General features: G+C 72.1%; 12 protein-coding genes. 3 read left to right on the top strand and 9 right to left on the bottom strand.

Going from position 1 to position 16725, the window contains the following annotated elements; all coding sequences use genetic code 11:
- Positions 1 to 65 precede the first annotated feature (65 nt).
- The 9 genes from ACWD4P_RS17265 to ACWD4P_RS17225 form a co-directional block, all read right to left on the bottom strand.
- A complete protein-coding gene (locus ACWD4P_RS17265) occupies positions 66 to 944 on the bottom strand; it encodes a CDP-alcohol phosphatidyltransferase family protein (protein WP_374119977.1) in 879 nt (292 codons plus the stop codon).
- Entirely contained in the window at positions 931 to 1623 is a 693-nt protein-coding gene (locus ACWD4P_RS17260) for a phosphatidylserine decarboxylase (protein WP_402405705.1), read from the bottom strand. Before ACWD4P_RS17260 ends, ACWD4P_RS17265 begins: the two co-directional genes overlap by 14 nt.
- 487 nt (positions 1624 to 2110) lie before the next feature.
- On the bottom strand, positions 2111 to 3313 hold the full coding sequence (locus tag ACWD4P_RS17255; protein WP_449780141.1) for an acyl-CoA dehydrogenase family protein: 1203 nt from the start codon (positions 3311 to 3313) through the stop codon (positions 2111 to 2113).
- A 215-nt stretch (positions 3314 to 3528) separates the two neighbouring features.
- Positions 3529 to 4032 (bottom strand): MaoC family dehydratase, encoded by a 504-nt coding sequence (locus tag ACWD4P_RS17250; RefSeq protein WP_359825449.1) that lies wholly within the window; start codon positions 4030 to 4032, stop codon positions 3529 to 3531.
- A gap of 11 nt (positions 4033 to 4043) precedes the next feature.
- Positions 4044 to 5006, bottom strand: a complete 963-nt coding sequence (locus ACWD4P_RS17245; RefSeq protein WP_359825452.1) for an HpcH/HpaI aldolase/citrate lyase family protein — start codon at positions 5004 to 5006, stop codon at positions 4044 to 4046.
- Positions 5007 to 5048: 42 nt separating this feature from the next.
- Positions 5049 to 7079 carry a protein meaA gene (locus ACWD4P_RS17240; RefSeq protein ID WP_359825455.1) on the bottom strand — a complete coding sequence of 677 codons (2031 nt, stop codon included), beginning with the start codon at positions 7077 to 7079 and terminating at the stop codon, positions 5049 to 5051.
- A gap of 8 nt (positions 7080 to 7087) precedes the next feature.
- Complete coding sequence (gene ccrA / locus ACWD4P_RS17235; protein ID WP_359825457.1) at positions 7088 to 8458, bottom strand: crotonyl-CoA carboxylase/reductase; 1371 nt, start codon at positions 8456 to 8458, stop codon at positions 7088 to 7090.
- 369 nt (positions 8459 to 8827) lie between these two features.
- A complete protein-coding gene (locus ACWD4P_RS17230) occupies positions 8828 to 9751 on the bottom strand; it encodes a TetR family transcriptional regulator (RefSeq protein ID WP_449780140.1) in 924 nt (307 codons plus the stop codon).
- Positions 9752 to 10008: 257 nt separating this feature from the next.
- Positions 10009 to 11784: a 3-hydroxyacyl-CoA dehydrogenase family protein gene (locus tag ACWD4P_RS17225; protein ID WP_449780139.1), complete on the bottom strand. Its 1776-nt coding sequence runs from the start codon at positions 11782 to 11784 to the stop codon at positions 10009 to 10011.
- 530 nt (positions 11785 to 12314) lie between these two features.
- Here ACWD4P_RS17225 and ACWD4P_RS17220 point away from each other — a divergent pair.
- The 3 genes from ACWD4P_RS17220 (at position 12315) to ACWD4P_RS17210 (ending at position 16638) form a co-directional block, all read left to right on the top strand.
- Positions 12315 to 13778 carry a glutamine synthetase gene (locus ACWD4P_RS17220; protein WP_449780138.1) on the top strand — a complete coding sequence of 488 codons (1464 nt, stop codon included), beginning with the start codon at positions 12315 to 12317 and terminating at the stop codon, positions 13776 to 13778.
- 2 nt (positions 13779 to 13780) lie between these two features.
- Positions 13781 to 14899 carry an amidohydrolase family protein gene (locus ACWD4P_RS17215; protein ID WP_449780137.1) on the top strand — a complete coding sequence of 373 codons (1119 nt, stop codon included), beginning with the start codon at positions 13781 to 13783 and terminating at the stop codon, positions 14897 to 14899.
- 254 nt (positions 14900 to 15153) lie between these two features.
- The gene (locus tag ACWD4P_RS17210) at positions 15154 to 16638 is read left to right on the top strand and encodes a S8 family peptidase (protein ID WP_359825469.1); all 1485 of its coding nucleotides are present in this window, start codon (positions 15154 to 15156) and stop codon (positions 16636 to 16638) included.
- Positions 16639 to 16725: the final 87 nt, after the last annotated feature.

Genomic DNA, 16725 nt, shown 5'->3' with positions numbered 1-16725 from the left:
GGCCCGGAACCATCAGGTTCCGGGCCCTTCCCCGTGCCGTGAGGCCGGAATGCCGAACGGGACTCTCAGCCGAGCCGCGACTCCGCCCGCCGGGCGCGGACGTCGCCGACCTTCTGCCCCACCTTGCGGCGGATGACCAGCAGCGGCGCCATCGCGGCGAGCGTGATCTGGGCGAACGCGCCGACGTGCATCAGGGTGTCACCACCGGGCAGCCCGGTCGCCCAGGCGGCCAGGCAGCCGATCGCGACGACGACCCAGCACAGCGTGGCGGTGGCCAGCAGCCCCTGCGGCTTCGGGTACTCGATCCGGCTGACCATCAGGTACGCGGCGCCGAAGATGGCGAGCAGCCCGGGCAGGAACGGCGGGTCGAGCAGCACGATGGCGATGACCGTCATGGCGCCCATCGGGCAGGGCATGCCCTGGAACACCCCGGGCCGCATCTTGACGGCCGAGAAGCGGGCCAGCCGCAGGACCACCGCCAGCAGCACCGTGATGGCGATCAGCGCCGACAGCTTGCTGTTGGAGCCCTGGGAGACCATGCCCCAGACCGCGACGAAGTAGGCCGGCGCGATGCCGAAGCTGATCAGGTCCGCCAGGTTGTCCAGTTCCGCTCCGAGGGCGGAGGAGCGCAGCTTGCGCGCCACCAGGCCGTCGAAGAGGTCGCACATCGAGCCGATCAGCAGCAGCGTGACCGCGGTGGCGGCGCTGTGCCGGTCCGGAGCGGCGTCCGGGTTGGTGATGTGCGGGACCAGGACCCCGGTGGTGATCGAGTAGATCGCGAGGAAGCCGCAGACGGCGTTCCCCAGGGTCAGGAAGTCGGCGGTGGACAGGTGCTGGGGAGAGCGCGGGGCGCGCAGCTCGCGGTCGCGCGCCCAGCGGCGGCGGCGCAGGGCCGTCTCCTCGTCGTCCAGGCCGACGATTGTCTCAGGATCAGTCACGGTCAAGGCGCGTCACCCCGGCTGTGGTCTTCTGGCCGACCTCGACGCCGACCTCGACGCCGGCCGGCAGGTAGGTGTCGACCCGGGACCCGAACCGGATCAGGCCGATCCGGTCGCCCTGCTCGACCTTGGTTCCGGCGTCCACGTACGGCACGATCCGGCGGGCCACGGCCCCCGCGATCTGGACCATCTCGATGTCGCCGAGCTCGGTGTCGAAGTGCCAGACGACCCGCTCGTTCTGGTCGCTGTCCTTGTTGAACGCGGGGACGAAGCCGCCCGCGACGTGCTCGACCGACGTCACCGTGCCCGGCAGGGGCGCGCGGTTGACGTGGACGTTCAGCGGGCTCATGAAGATGGCGACCCGGGTGCGGCCGTCCGGCCAGGCGTCGATGCTCTGCACCACGCCGTCGGCGGGGGAGATCACTCTGCCCGTGCCGACCTCACGCTCGGGGTCGCGGAAGAACCACAGCATGCCCGCGCTGAGCGCACAGGCCGGTACCGCCGCCAGGGCCCACTTGCCGCTGCGCCGGGTGAGGGCGGTGGTCACGGCGGCCGTGGCGAGGGTGGGGACGAACCAGGGGGTGGCTCCGCGCGCGATGGTCACGCGGGGTCGCCGACCGGCCGTCGGGGCTGCGAGGGCATCGCGGTCCGTGACGGAGGTGTGAGGGGACGGGCTGATGGGCATCGAAGACCTTTGTCGCGGGGGATCATGGCCGCTGGACGGGGGCCACCGCGGGATCGGTAATAGAGGGACGGCTTGCTGTCCCGGTGGATGCTATCGGGAGCACACGGTGGGTGGGCAACCCGCCTGCTCGTTCATGTGTCCGGTGGCGGCGCGTGTGCGCGTCCACTCCTACGACCGTAGCTCGACCCGGTCCGGTTCCCAAGGGACCGGACAGGGCTGGTGACTCTTGTCTCAACGGGTGCGCCGGCGCAACCCGGCGCACGGAACGGACGTTGCGGACGGAAGCGGGTGTGCGGAAGCGGCCGCAGGGCGCGTCGTTGCAGCTGTACGCCCTGCGGCCGCTTCCTGGAGGCCGTGCCGGACCCAGGCGGACCAGGCCGGGCCCGTGACGGGGCACGGCGCTCCGCCGGGACGGGCCCGCACGCCCGTCGACCGGCGGTTCGAGGGGGTCGCCCGGCGACGCGGTCCGTCGGCGGGCGACCGGGGATCAGTCGGCGATCCGGTACTCCTCCAGGAGCCGGCGGCCGACGATCATCTTCTGGATCTCCGCAGTTCCTTCACCGATGAGCAGCATGGGGGCCTCGCGGTAGAGGCGCTCGATCTCGTACTCCTTGGAGAAGCCGTAGCCGCCGTGGATGCGGAAGGCGTCCTCGACGACCTCCTTGCAGTACTCGGAGGCCAGGTACTTGGCCATGCCGGCCTCGAGGTCGTTGCGCTCGCCGCCGTCCTTCTTGCGGGCGGCCATGACCATCATCTGGTGGGCGGCCTCGACCTTGGTGGCCATCTCGGCGAGCTTGAACTGGATGGCCTGGTGCTCGGCGATCTTCTTGCCGAAGGTGGAGCGCTGCTGGGCGTAGGAGATGCCCAGTTCGAAGGCGCGCCGGGCGACGCCGCAGCCGCGGGCGGCGACGTTGACGCGGCCGACCTCGACGCCGTCCATCATCTGGTAGAAGCCCTTGCCCGGGACGCCGCCGAGGACGCGGTCCGCCGGGATCCGGACGTCCTGGAGCACCAGCTCGGTGGTGTCGACGCCCTTGTAGCCCATCTTCTCGATCTTCCCGGGCACGGTCAGGCCGGGCACGGTCGGGTTCGGGCCGAAGCCGGCCGTCTTCTCGATCAGGAAGGTGGTCATGTTCTTGTACGGGGAGCTGCCGCCCTCGTCGGTCTTGCAGAGGACCGCGACGAGGGTGGAGGTGCCGCCGTTGGTGAGCCACATCTTCTGGCCGTTGAGGACGTAGGAGTCGCCGTCCCTGACGCCCTTGGTGGAGATGGCCGAAACGTCGGAGCCCAGGCCCGGCTCGGACATCGAGAAGGCGCCGCGGATCTCCCCCGCGGCCATCCTCGGCAGGAAGTGGTCCTTCTGCTCCTGGGTGCCGTGGGCGTTGATCATGTGCGCCACGATGAAGTGGGTGTTCACGATGCCGGAGACCGACATCCAGCCGCGGGCGATCTCCTCGACCACCAGGGCGTAGGTGAGCAGCGACTCGCCGAGGCCGCCGTACTCCTCGGGGATGGTGAGGCCGAACAGGCCGAGCTGCTTCATCCCCTCGACGATGGCGGTCGGGTACTCGTCCTTGTGCTCCAGCTCGGTCGCGACCGGAATGATCTCCTTGTCGACGAAATCCCGCACGGTGGCGAGGATGTCCCGCTGGATCTCGGTGAGGCCGTCGGTCTGTGCGAGGCGTCCCATCGTGCGGCTCCGAAAGGTCTGAGGGTCTGCGGAAAGTCGGGGAATCCCCGGGGGGGGGGATTGCGGGGGCCCTGCCGGCGTGGCTGCGGCAGCAGGGCCCCCGTTCCGGGTGGGGCGCGGCCGATGACGGCGGCCTGCCCGTCCGGGGTCTGCCGAGGGGGCCGTCCGTGGGAGGAGGCCCCCTATAAAAGGGGAGCGGCGGAAGGCGGGACGGCTCAGGAGAGCGGGGTCGGACGGCCGGGCTGCTCGCCGCCGCGCTCCTCGACGTACGTCGCGGTCGGCACCATCACCTTGCGGCGGAAGACGCAGACGACCGTGCCGTCCTGCTTGTACCCCTTGGTCTCGACGTACACGATGCCGCGGTCGTCCTTGGACTTGGACGGCCACTTGTCGAGCACGGTCGTCTCGCCGTAGAGGGTGTCGCCGTGGAAGGTCGGTGCGACGTGGCGCAGCGACTCGATCTCCAGGTTGGCGATCGCCTTGCCGGAGACGTCCGGGACGGACATGCCGAGCAGCAGCGAGTAGACGTAGTTGCCGACCACGACGTTCCTGCCGAAGTCGGTCGTCCTCTCCGCGTAGTTGGTGTCCATGTGGAGGGGGTGGTGGTTCATGGTGAGCAGGCAGAAGAGGTGGTCGTCGTACTCGGTGACCGTCTTGCCGGGCCAGTGCCGGTAGACCGCGCCGACCTCGAACTCCTCGTAGGTGCGTCCGAACTGCATGCCGTGGGCCCTCAGCTTTCCGGGATCTCGAACTTGGTGGTGCGCTGCATGCCCGCGGCCCGGCCCTTGCCGGCGACGACCAGCGCCATCTTGCGGCTGGCCTCGTCGATCATCTCGTCGCCGAGCATCGCGGAGCCCTTGGCGCCGCCCGCCTCGGAGGTGCAGTAGTCGTACGCGTCGAGGATCAGCTCGGCGTGGTCGTAGTCCTCCTGCGCGGGCGAGTAGATCTCGTTCGCGGCGGCGACCTGGTCCGGGTGGAGCACCCACTTGCCGTCGAAGCCGAGGGCGGCCGAGCGGCGGGCGACCTCGCGGTAGCCCTCCTGGTTGCGGATCTGGAGGTAGGGGCCGTCGATCGCCTGGAGGTCGTTGGCGCGGGCGGCCATCAGGATGCGCATCAGGATGTAGTGGTACGCGTCGGCGTTGTAGCCGGGCGGCTGCTCGCCGACGACCAGCGACTTCATGTTGATGGAGGCCATGAAGTCGGCGGGGCCGAAGATGATGGTCTCCAGCCGGGGCGAGGCCTCGGCGATGGCGTCGACGTTGATCAGGCCCTTGGCGTTCTCGATCTGCGCCTCGATGCCGATCCGGCCGACCTCGAAGCCCATGGTCTTCTCGATCTGGGTGAGCAGCAGGTCGAGCGCCTTGACCTGCTCGGCGTCCTGCACCTTGGGCAGCATGATGCAGTCGAGGTTGGGGCCGGCGCCCTCGACCACGGTGATCACGTCGCGGTAGGTCCAGTGGGTGGTCCAGTCGTTGACGCGCACGACGCGGGTCTTGCCGCCCCAGTCGCCGTTGTTGAGGGCGTCCACGATGTTGTGGCGCGCGCTCTCCTTGACCAGCGGGGCGCAGGCGTCCTCCAGGTCGAGGAAGACCTGGTCGGCCGGCAGGCCCTGGGCCTTCTCCAGGAAGCGCGGGTTGCTGCCCGGCACGGCGAGGCAGGAGCGGCGCGGGCGCAGGCGGTTGACGGGGGTCATGAGAATCGAGGGTCCCTTCCCAGTGGTCAGCTGGTCAGCTGGTCAGTTCGTGGCCGCGGTCGGTGCGGGCGTCCACGGCTGGAGCTTGTTGGCCAGCCGGATCTCGTCCACGATCCGGCCGATGATGGTGGTGATGCCGAAGTCCTTCGGGGTGAACACGGCGGCGACGCCGGCGGCCTTGAGGGCCTCGCCGTCCGCTGCCGGGATGATGCCACCCACGATCACCGGGACATCCTCCACCCCGGCGCGGCGCAGCCGCTTCAGGACGTCGGGCACCAGTTCGCTGTGCGCGCCGGAGAGGATGGACAGGCCCACGCAGTGCACGTCCTCCGCGACGGCGGCGGAGACGATCTGCTCCGGGGTCAGCCGGATGCCCTGGTAGACCACCTCGAACCCGGCGTCGCGGGCGCGCACGGCGATCTGCTCGGCGCCGTTGGAGTGCCCGTCCAGGCCGGGCTTGCCGACCAGCAGGCGCAGCTTGCCGGCGCCCAGTTCCGCGGCGGTCGCGGCGACCGCGGCGCGGACCTGCTCCAGCTCGCCGCCGGGCTCGGCGGCCACCGCGACGGGGGCGCCGCCGACGCCGGTGGGCGCGCGGTACTCGCCGAAGACCTCGCGCAGGGCGAAGGCCCACTCGCCGGTGGTGACGCCGGCCCGGGCGCAGGCGAGCGTGGCCGGCATCAGGTTGGCCTCGGTGGCGGCGACGGCCTTGAGCCCGGCCAGCGCCTCCTGGGCGGCGGCCTCGTCGCGCTCGGCGCGCCAGGCCTCCAGGGCGGCGAGCACGGACTGCTCGGAGGCCGGGTCGACCACCATGATCGCGGTGTCGAGGTCGGCGGTGAGCGGGCTCGGCTCGGTGGTGTCGAAGCAGTTCACCCCGACGATCTTGTCCTCGCCGGACTCGATCCGGGCCCGGCGGGCGGCGTGCGAGGAGACCAGGTTGGACTTCAGGTAACCGGATTCGACGGCGGGAATCACCCCGCCCATCTCCAGCACCTTGGCGATCTCCGCCTCGGCGCCGGCCAGCAGCTCGTCGGTCTTGGCGCCGATCACCTCGGAGCCGTTGAAGATGTCGCCGTACTCCAGCAGGTCCGACTCGTACGCCAGCACCTGCTGGATGCGCAGCGACCACTGCTGGTCCCAGGGCCGGGGCAGGCCGAGCGCCTCGTTCCAGGCGGGCAGCTGGACGGCCCGCGCGCGGGCGTCCTTGGAGAGGGTGACGGCCAGCATCTCCAGGACGATCCGCTGGACGTTGTTCTCCGGCTGGGCCTCGGTCAGGCCGAGCGAGTTGACCTGGACGCCGTAGCGGAAGCGCCGCTGCTTGGGGTCGGTGACGCCGTAGCGCTCCCGGGTGACCTTCTCCCACAGCCGGGCGAAGGCGCGCATCTTGCACATCTCCTCGACGAAGCGCACGCCGGCGTTGACGAAGAAGGAGATCCGGGCGACCACCTCGCCCATCCGCTCGGCCGGCACCTGGCCGGAGTCGCGCACGGCGTCGAGCACCGAGATGGCGGTGCACATCGCGTAGGCGATCTCCTGGACGGGCGTCGCCCCGGCCTCCTGCAGGTGGTAGCTGCAGATGTTGATCGGGTTCCACTTGGGGATGTTGCCGACCGTGTAGGCGATCATGTCGGTGATCAGCCGCACCGACGGGCCGGGCGGGAAGACGTGCGTCCCGCGCGACAGGTACTCCTTGACGATGTCGTTCTGGGTGGTGCCGGTGAGCGCGGCGACGTCCGCGCCCTGCTCCTCGGCGACCACCTGGTAGAGCGCCAGCAGCCACATCGCGGTGGCGTTGATCGTCATGGAGGTGTTGGTCCGTTCGAGCGGGATGCCGTCGAACAGGGTGCGCATGTCGCCGACGTGCCCGACCGGGACGCCGACCCGGCCGACCTCGCCGCGGGCGAGGACGTGGTCGGAGTCGTAGCCGGTCTGGGTCGGCAGGTCGAAGGCGACGGACAGCCCGGTCTGGCCCTTCGCCAGGTTCCGCCGGTAGAGCGCGTTGGAGTCGCTCGCGGTGGAGTGGCCGGCGTAGGTGCGCATCAGCCAGGGGCGGTCGCGCTTCTGGGGTTCGGTCATCGAGGGGCTCACACGTTCCGGCTCGGTCGGATGGTCCGCTCGTCAAGCTCACGGAAGAGGTTGATGGCGGGCAGGTGCTTCTCGCGCAGCTCGTGGTCGGTGACGCCCAGGCCCTCCTCGGGGGACAGGCAGAGCACGCCGACCTTGCCCTGGTGCTTGTTGTGCTGGACGTCCAGGGCGGCCTGTCCGGTCTCCGCCAGGGAGTAGACCTTGGACAGGGTCGGGTGGATCTTGCCCTTGGCGATCAGGCGGTTGGCCTCGAAGGCCTCGCGGTAGTTGGCGAAGTGCGAGCCGACGATCCGCTTGAGCGACATCCACAGGTACCGGTTGTCGTACTGGTGCATGTAGCCGGAGGTGGAGGCGCAGGTGACGATGGTGCCGCCCTTGCGGGTGACGTACACCGAGGCGCCGAAGGTCTCCCGGCCCGGGTGCTCGAAGACGATGTCCACGTCCTCGCCGCCGGTGAACTCGCGGATCCGCGAACCCAGGCGCTTCCACTCGCGCGGGTCCTGGGTGTTCTCGTCCTTCCAGAACCGGTAGTCCTCGGCGGAGCGGTCGATGATCGCCTCGGCGCCCATGGCGCGGCAGATCTCGGCCTTCTGGTCGTTGGAGACCACGCAGATCGGGGTGGCGCCGCCGGCCAGCGCGTACTGGGTGGCGTACGAGCCGAGGCCGCCGCTGGCGCCCCAGATCAGCACGTTGTCGCCCTGCTTCATGCCGGCGCCGTTGCGCGAGACCAGCTGGCGGTAGGCGGTGGAGTTGACCAGGCCGGGGGAGGCGGCCTCCTCCCAGGTGAGGTGCTTGGGCTTGGGCAGCAGCTGGTTGGTCTTCACCAGGGCCAGCTGGGCCAGGCCGCCGAAGTTGGTCTCGAAGCCCCAGATGCGCTGCTCCGGGTCCATCATCGTGTCGTTGTGGCCGTCCGCGGACTCCAGTTCGACCGAGAGGCAGTGTGCGACGACCTCGTCGCCCGGCTTCCAGGCGTTGACCCCGGCGCCGGTGCGCAGCACCACGCCGGAGAGGTCGGAGCCGACCACGTGGTACGGCAGGTCGTGACGCTTGGTCAGCGGGGACAGCCGGCCGTAGCGCTCCAGGAAGCCGAAGGTGGAGACCGGCTCGAAGATCGAGCTCCAGACGGTGTTGTAGTTGACCGCGCTGGCCATGACGGCGACCAGGGCCTCGCCGGGGCCCAGCTCGGGCAGGGCGACGTCGTCGAGGTGAAGGGACTTGCGGGGGTCCTTGTCGCGGCTGTCGAGGCCGGCGAACATCTGCTCCTCGTCCTTGTGGAGCGTGACCGCCCGGTAGGACTCGGGGAGCTTGATCGCCGCGAAGTCCGCCGACGTGCTGTCGGTGCTGAGGATCGCGTCGAGGATTTCCTGCATGGCTGCCTCCGAAGGCGTACCTGTGCGAGGGTCACAGGGCGTCTGGGGGAGCCGGGAGCGGACACCGGCTTCGCTGAGATGGGTGGTGGGCGGGTCAGGCGGGGAGCCCGGGGTGGACCGGGCCGTGCTGGCTCTGCTCCCGGGGTGTGGGAACGCCGGACGACGGCGCGCCGAGGTGGGGAGCCGCGGCGCCGCGACTGGTGAGTAACAAGGTAGTGGCACCCTGTGCCACTCGTAAAGACACCGGGTGCCAGGAATTCCGACGGCTTCCGGGGCGGCGTGACGCGCGTTGCGCGGGCATGCGAAAGGCCCGCGCCGAACGTGCGGCGCGGGCCTTTCGAACCGCTCTGACCTGCGTGAATACCGTGCTTACGACGGCCTGGCGCCACTCAGGGCGGCCCGGATGCTGTCCACCACGACGTCCAGTGGAGCGTCCGTCCTGGCGACTGTGATGAGCACCTCACCTCCGGGGCTGGCACTCAGTGCGCTCTCCGCCCCGACGTCCCCCGCGGCCCCAGTGGCACCCGGTGCCACCACCGATCCCCGCCGTCTGGCACCCGGCGCGCTGGAGGCCCAGAAGGTCCGCCGGATCACCTCGAAGGAGTGGTCCAGCTGCGCCTCCACGTCGCCCCGGCCGCCCGCCCGCAGCCAGCGCCGCAGCACGTGGTTGTGCGCCGCGACGACCGCCGCCGCCGAGACCTCGGCCAGCATCGAGTCGTCCTCGCCGCCGCGCTGCCAGCCGGTCGGGATGGACTCGCCGGTGTCGAAGCGCCCCAGCAGGTAGCGGGTGAACAGCCGCTCGTAGCGGGCCACCACGGCGATCTCCCGCTCGCGCAGCGCCGGGACCTGACGGATCAGCTGGTACCGCGCCACCGACACCCCCGGGGTGGAGGCGTACATCCGCAGCACCTCCTTGATGCCGCGGCAGACCACGTCCAGCGGGTGCTCCTCCGGCTCCGCGCTGGCCAGCAGGTCGGCCACCCGGACCAGGGTGTCGTCGTGGTCCGGGAAGATCGCCTCCTCCTTGGACCGGAAGTACCGGAAGAAGGTGCGCCGGGCCACCCCGGCGGCGGCCGCGATCTGGTCGACCGTGGTCTCCTCGTAGCCCTGCGAGGCGAACAGCTCCATCGCGGCCGTGGCCAGGTCCTGGCGCATCTGCTGGCGCTGGGCCGCCGCCCGGCGGCTGCCCGGCCCGCCTTCCGGCCCGGTGCCCCCGGTCGAGGAGGCGGTCCGGTCGGCGCCGCCGTGCGGCCCGGCGGGGTGCTGCGGGGAGGTTGACTGAACCCGATCCATGTCCGGAACGCTACACGGCCCGGACGGCGGGGCCGCGGCCCTTCCCCGTCGTACCGGTGCGACCGGTCCGGTCACGGCCGGGCGGGGCCAGCGCGAGGGCACCGTCCCGGGGCTCCAGCCGGGGCGCGGGGCAGCCGCCGCGGACGCGGAACCGTGCGGCTGCGCGGCGGGCGGACCGGACGGCGGGAGCCCGAACGGCGGCTCGTACGGCGGCTCGTACGGAAGCTCGTACGGGCCGCCCCCGGCCTGCGGCACGGTCACCGGCGCGCGTGGTCGCGGAAGCCGCGACCGGTCTTGCGGCCCAGGCAGCCCGCCGCGACCAGGTGCTCCAACAGCGGAGCGGCGGCCAGGCCGGGCTCGCGGAACTCCTGGTGCAGCACCTGCTCGATCGTCAGCGAGACGTCCAGGCCGACCACGTCCAACAGCTCGAACGGGCCCATCGGGTAGCCGCAGCCGAGCTTCATCGCGGTGTCGATGTCGTCCACCGTCGCGTAGTGCTCCTGGAGCATCCGCACCGCGTCGTTCAGGTAGGGGAAGAGCAGCGCGTTGACGATGAAGCCGGCCCGGTCGCCGCACTCCACCGGGTGCTTGTGCACCCGGGCCGTCAGCTCCAGCACGGTCGCGGTGACGTCCGGCGCGGTCAGCACGGTGGAGACCACCTCGACCAGCTTCATGGCCGGCGCCGGGTTGAAGAAGTGCATGCCGATCACGTCCTGCGGCCGCGAGGTGGCGGTCGCGCAGCTGATCACCGGCAGCGAGGAGGTGGTGGTGGCGAGCACCGCGCCCGGCCTGACGATCTTGTCCAGGGTGGCGAACAGCTCCCGCTTGACCTCCAGGTCCTCGGCGACCGCCTCGACCACCAGGTCGACCTCGGCCAGCTCGGCGTACCGGCCGACCGGGGTCACCAGCGCCAGCGCGGCGTCCCGCTGCCCGTCGGACAGCCGGCCCCTGGCCACCGAGCGCTCCAGGGACCGGGCCAGCTGCGCCTTGGCCCGGTCGGCCTTCGCCTGGCTGCGGGCGGCCAGCAGCACCGGGTGCCCGGCCTTGGCGAACACCTCGGCGATGCCGGTGGCCATCGTCCCCGAGCCGCAGACGCCGACGGTGCGCACCTCTCGGCCGGGCACCGCGGGCCGGGCCGGGCCGGTGGCCGCGTCCACGGCCCGGGACGAGCCGGGCGCCTCGTAGGTGTAGAAGCCGCGCCCGGTCTTGCGGCCCAGCAGCCCGGCCGCGACCAGCTGGCCGAGGATCGGCGCGGGCGCGTGCAGGCGGTCCCGGGACTGCTCGTACATCGCCTCCAGCACGGTGCGCGCGGTGTCGATGCCGATCAGGTCGAGCAGTGCCAGCGGGCCCATCGGCAGGCCGCAGCCGAGGCGCATCGCGGCGTCGATGTCCTCCCGCGAGGCGTACTTGGACTCGAACATCGCGGCGGCCTGGTTCAGGTAGGCGAACAGCAGGCCGTTCACCACGAAGCCGGCCCGGTCGCCGGCCGCGACCGGCTCCTTGCCGAGGTCGCGGGCGAAGGCGGCGGCGTCCTCGGCGGTCCGCGGGGAGGTCAGCACCGTGCGGACCACCTCGACCAGCTTCATGCCGTGCACCGGGTTGAAGAAGTGCAGGCCGAGCACCCGCTCCGGACGGCCGGTCGCCGCGGCGATCCGGGTCACCGACAGCGCGGTGGTGCCGGTGGCCAGCACGGTGGTCTCGGGGCAGATCCGGTCCAGCTCGGCGAACACCTCCCGCTTCAGCTCCAGCTGCTCGGGCACCTCCTCGATGACGAGGTCCGCGCCGGCGGCGGCGGACAGCTCGTGGCCGACGGAGATCCGGGCCAGCAGCCCGGTGCGCTCCTCGGCGGTCAGCCGTTCCCGGTCCACCGCGTGCGCGGTGGCCTCCTCGATCCGGGCCAGCGCCCGGGCGGCCGAGTCCTCGGTGGCCTCGATGCCGATCACCCGGCGGCCGCTCTTGGCGACCGCCACCGCGACGCCGGCACCCATCGTGCCGAGGCCGACGACGGCGACGGCGGGGAAGGGACGCTCCATTGTCCTGACTCCTAGTCCTGAAGGGCCCGCGCGTGCTCCGGCGGGCACGCCGCCGCGCCCGTGCGCCGGGGGCGGCCGCCGCCAGAGGAGGGTCCACGCGCGGGGGCTGGGGAGATGACGGGGTGCGGCGCACCGGTGCAGCGGCCGGTCCGCTCCGGCCGAACTGCGGATGTGCCGTGGTGCTCAGGCGCTCGAGGGTGAAGGAAGCGGCTCTGATACGAGGGGGGATCCGACCCGCCGCGATCCGCGGCACCGGCCGGTGAAAGCGCACCGGGCGGGCGCCGGAGACACGGCGACCGCGGGCCCCGCCGGTGCGGCTCCCGAGGCCCGGCGGTGGTGCGTCCGGCCACTGTAGCGAAGCTACTCGCGAGTAGGAAGGGGGCGTGGGCGGAAACCCGCCCGGGACCGCGGGCGGGCGGCCGGCGGGAACCCGGTTCTTGCCCGAACGAGTGAACGGGTGAACGGGGCGGCCAAGGGGACCACCCGATAGGGGAGTTAGCCGGCCCCGGCCGGCTGGGCAGCATGAGGGCATGACCACCGGAACCGCCACCGACGGCCCCACCGCGCCCGGTCCCGCCGAGCCGCCCGTCACCGCCGAACGGCTCGCCGCCGCCGCGGCGGCGGCCGTCGCGCTGCCGCCGCGCGCCGAGCGGGCCGCGCGCGCCGAGCAGGCCGTCGACCGGCTGCGCACCGACGCCGTCGAGGCGGTGGCCGTCACCTGGGTGGACAACGCCGGCATCACCCGGGTCAAGGCCGTGCCGCTCGGCGGCCTGGTGCACGCCGCGCAGTGGGGCGTCGGCACCGCGCCCTGCTTCGACGTCTTCCTCGCCGACGACGGGATCACCACCAGCCCGATCATCGGCGGCCCCACCGGGGACCTCAGGCTCTACCCGGACCTCGACCGGATCGTCCCGCTGGCCGCCCAGCCCGGCTGGGCCTGGGCCCCGGGGGACAGGTACACCCAGGCCGGCACCCCGCACCCCGGCTGCCAGCGGCTGTTCGCCCGCCGGGCCCGGGCCGTGGCGGCCGCCCGCGGCCTGAGCCTCAAGGCCGGCATCGAGGTCGAGTGGACGGTCGCGCTGGCCGGCGCCCCGGGGGAGGAGCCGCAGTACCCGACGCACGGCCCCGCGTACGGGATGCACCGGGTCACCGACCTCTCCGACTACCTGCGCGACGTCCTGCGCGCCCTCGACCGGCAGGGGCTGAGCGTCCTCCAGATCCACCCCGAGTACTCCCCGGGCCAGTTCGAGGTCTCGGTCGCCCCGGAGGGCCCGGTCGCCGCCGCCGACACCTCCGTGCTGGTCCGGCACACCGTCCGGGCCGTCTCCGCCCGGCACGGCCTGCGGGTCTCCTTCGCCCCGGTGGTCGAGGCGGGCGGCGTCGGCAACGGCGGGCACCTGCACGTCAGCCTCTGGCGGGACGGCCGCAACCTCGGCCACGGCGGCCCCGGCCCGCACGGCCTGACGGCCGAGGCCGAGGGCTTCCTCGCCGGAGTGCTCGACGCGCTGCCCGAGCTGCTGGTGCTGGGCTGCTCCAGCCCGGCCGGGTACCTGCGGCTGGTGCCCTCGCACTGGGCCGGCGCCTACCAGTGCTGGGGCCTGGAGAACCGGGAGGCCGCGCTGCGCCTGGTGACGGGCTCCACCGGTGAGCGGTCCGCCGCCGCCAACGCCGAGGTCAAGTGCTTCGACGCGAGCGGCAACCCGTACCTGACGGTCGGCGGGGTGATCGCGGCCGGCCTCGCCGGGCTGGACCAACGCCGCGCGCTGCCACTGGAGTTCACCGGGGATCCGGCGGCCGCCGAGCCCGGCACGGTGCCCCGGCTGCCGACGGGCCCGGCCGAGGCGATCGCCGCGTACGAGCGCTCGGCGGTGCTGCGCGAGGCGCTCGGGGAGCCGCTCTTCCAGGCGGTGCTGGCGGTGCGCCGGGCGGAGCAGGAGCAGAGCGCGGCCGTCACGCCCGAGGAGCTGGTCGCGGCCACCCGCTGGCGGTACTGACCATGGCCCGGCCGCAGGAGCCCTCGCTGGTCGACCACCACTGCCACAGCGTGGTGGCGGCCGAGCTCACCGACGAGGCCCTGGCCGGGCTGCTCACCGAGTCCGACCGGCCGCCCGCTCCCGGCTGTTCGCCCTTCGACAGCGCGCTGGGCCTCGCGGTGCGGCGCTGGTGCCCGCCCGCGCTGGGCCTGCCCGCGCACACCCCGGCCGCCGACTACCTGGCCCGGCGGCGGGAGTTGGGCGCGGCCGAGGCCACCGGGAGGCTGCTGGCGGCGGCCGGGCTGGACACCCTCCTGGTGGACACCGGGCTGACCGCCGCCGCGGGCCAGGAGCTGCTGCCGCCTGCCGGGCTCGCCGAGGCCGCCGGGGCGTCGGTGCGCGAGGTGGTCCGGCTGGAGTCGGTCGCCGGGGCGGTGGCGTCCGGCGCCGGTGACTGGCCGCGGGCCGTCGCGCAGGCGCTCGGATCGGCCGCCGCCGGGGCCGTCGCGGTCAAGTCGGTGCTCGCCTACCGGCACGGCCTGGCCGTCCCGGCCGAACGCCCCTCCACCGCCGCCGTGGTGGCCGCGGCCGGTGCCCATCTGCGGGCCGGGTCGGACCGGCCGGCCGACCCGGTGCTGCTGCACCACCTGCTGTGGACGGCCGTGGACGTCTGCGCCGACCTCGGCCTGCCGCTCCAACTCCACACCGGCTTCGGGGATCCGGACCTCACCCTGCACCGGGCCGATCCGTCCCTGCTGACGGACTTCGTGCGGGCCGCCGAGCCCAGCGGTGTCCCGCTGGTGCTGCTGCACGGCTACCCGTACCACCGGCAGGCCGCCTGGCTGGCCCAGGCCTTCCCGACGGTGTACACCGACCTCGGGCTGACGGCCTCCTACACCGGCCCGCGGGTGGCCGCGGTGCTGGGCGAGATGCTGGAGCTGGCCCCGTTCGGGAAAATGCTCTTCTCCACCGACGCCTACGGGCTTCCCGAACTGTATTTGGTGGGCACCTGTCAGTTCCGGTACGGACTGGGTGTGTTGCTCGCGGACTGGCTGGCCGACGGCGCCTGCTCCGCGGCCGACGCCGAGCGGGTGACGCGGCTGGTTGGCGGGGACAACGCGCGTCGGTTGTACGCGTTGTAGCGGTGCGATCCGCGCTGGTGGCCGTGGTCGTGGCGGTCGTGGCCGCACGTCGGCGAACCATCACTTTTTAACACTCTTGACCTCTGTTTCCTTGTTGATCCCGGGGTGGCCGTAACCCCGGTTCCTGGTCAAGATGTGACGATTAGATGACTACCTCTTGCGCTTATAAGCAAATATTCATTAGCGTCCCGGTCATTCCCAGAGCGCACCTGCCCACCGCAGCTGCCGCCTGACGACTCGGGAGGCCAACCCTCATGCGTGTTCCTCGGATCAGCCGTACCCGGTACGCGGCAGTGGGCGTCGTGCTCGCCACCGCCGGCGCCCTCGCGCTGCCGGCCGGCACCGCCGTCGCGGCCCCCTCGGCCGACTCGACGACCGGTCCGCTGATGAGCTACATCGTCAACACCAAGGCCAACCACGGCCAGGTGCAGAAGGTCGAGAAGGCCATCACCGGTCTCGGCGGCACCGTGGTCCAGTCGTACGAGCAGGTCGGCGTCGTGGTCGCCCGCTCGACCGACACCAAGTTCGCCGAGAAGCTGCGCCTGGCCAAGGGTGTCGACTCGGTCGGCGCCAGCCGCACCAAGGGCATCCAGGCCTCCGACCAGGGCAAGGCCGACGTCGCCGCCGAGCCGACCGTCGCGGCCGCTCCGGGCGAGGAGCCCTACGGCGCCTACCAGTGGGACATGCGTCAGATCGGTGCCGACAAGGCCCACAAGATCTCGCTCGGCAGCCGCAACGTGACCGTCGGCGTGCTGGACTCCGGCATCGACGCCACCCACGAGGACCTGGCCGCCAACGTGGACGCCTCGCAGTCGGTCTCCTGCATCGACGGCAGGACGAACACCGACTGGAAGGCCTGGCAGCCGACCACCAGCGACCACGGCACCCACGTGGCGGGCACCATCGGCGCCGCCAAGAACGGCAAGGGCGTCGTCGGCGTCGCGCCGGGCGTCAAGCTGGCCGCCGTCAAGGTCGTCGACGACGCCGGCATGATCTACGCGGAGAACGCGATCTGCGGCTTCGTGTGGGCCGGCGAGCACAACTTCAAGGTGACGAACAACAGCTACTTCGTCGACCCGTGGATGTTCAACTGCAAGACGGACAAGGACCAGGCGGCCATCTCGGACGCCGTCCGCAAGGCCGTCGCCTTCTCGCAGCGCAAGGGCGTCCTCAACGTCGCCGCCGCGGGCAACGAGAACCTCGACCTGGCGCACAAGACCGTCGACGTGGCCAGCCCGGACGACACCACCCCGGTGACCCGCCCGGTCACCAACGACTGCCTGTCGCTGCCGACCGAGCTGCCCGGCGTCGTCGCCGTCTCCGCGGTGGGCTCCGACGGCATCAAGTCGTACTACTCCAGCTACGGCAAGGGCGTCGTCTCCGTCACCGCCCCCGGTGGTGACCGCCGCTTCCAGATCCCGAACACCCCGGACAAGGACGGCCGCATCCTGTCCACCATCCCCGGTGGCAAGTACGGCTACATGCAGGGCACCTCGATGGCCACCCCGCACGTCGCCGGTGTGGTCGCGCTGCTGGCCAGCACCTTCCCGTGGGCCAGCCCGGACGAGCTGACCGAGATGCTGACCAGCCACGCGGAGTCCGTCCCGTGCCCGACCGGCGAGTTCAACCCGGGCGGTGCCGGTGCGTGGAAGGCCACCTGCGAGGGCACCACGAACGACAACGGCTTCTACGGCGCGGGCCTGGTCAACGCCGAGAAGGCGGTCCAGTGGTGGCGCTGACGCGCTGACCGCGGACACCTCTGAACAGTAGGAAGCGGTAGGAACGGCAGTACCGGGGAGCGGGCCCACGGGGTCCCGCTCCCCGGT

The organism is Kitasatospora sp. NPDC002543, from assembly GCF_053594915.1.
This window is presented reverse-complemented; position numbering and strand designations above follow the sequence as displayed.

Bases quoted from the DNA above. Each gene is read 5' to 3' on its own strand.
- ACWD4P_RS17255 (WP_449780141.1), bottom strand. From the start codon at position 3,313: ATGGGACGCCTCGCACAGACCGACGGCCTCACCGAGATCCAGCGGGAC.
- ACWD4P_RS17230 (WP_449780140.1), bottom strand. From the start codon at position 9,751: ATGGATCGGGTTCAGTCAACCTCCCCGCAGCACCCCGCCGGGCCGCAC.
- ACWD4P_RS17240 (WP_359825455.1), bottom strand. From the start codon at position 7,079: ATGACCGAACCCCAGAAGCGCGACCGCCCCTGGCTGATGCGCACCTAC.
- ACWD4P_RS17215 (WP_449780137.1), top strand. From the start codon at position 13,781: ATGGCCCGGCCGCAGGAGCCCTCGCTGGTCGACCACCACTGCCACAGC.
- ccrA (WP_359825457.1), bottom strand. From the start codon at position 8,458: ATGCAGGAAATCCTCGACGCGATCCTCAGCACCGACAGCACGTCGGCG.
- ACWD4P_RS17210 (WP_359825469.1), top strand. From the start codon at position 15,154: ATGCGTGTTCCTCGGATCAGCCGTACCCGGTACGCGGCAGTGGGCGTC.
- ACWD4P_RS17245 (WP_359825452.1), bottom strand. From the start codon at position 5,006: ATGACCCCCGTCAACCGCCTGCGCCCGCGCCGCTCCTGCCTCGCCGTG.
- ACWD4P_RS17220 (WP_449780138.1), top strand. From the start codon at position 12,315: ATGACCACCGGAACCGCCACCGACGGCCCCACCGCGCCCGGTCCCGCC.
- ACWD4P_RS17225 (WP_449780139.1), bottom strand. From the start codon at position 11,784: ATGGAGCGTCCCTTCCCCGCCGTCGCCGTCGTCGGCCTCGGCACGATG.
- ACWD4P_RS17260 (WP_402405705.1), bottom strand. From the start codon at position 1,623: ATGCCCATCAGCCCGTCCCCTCACACCTCCGTCACGGACCGCGATGCC.
- ACWD4P_RS17250 (WP_359825449.1), bottom strand. From the start codon at position 4,032: ATGCAGTTCGGACGCACCTACGAGGAGTTCGAGGTCGGCGCGGTCTAC.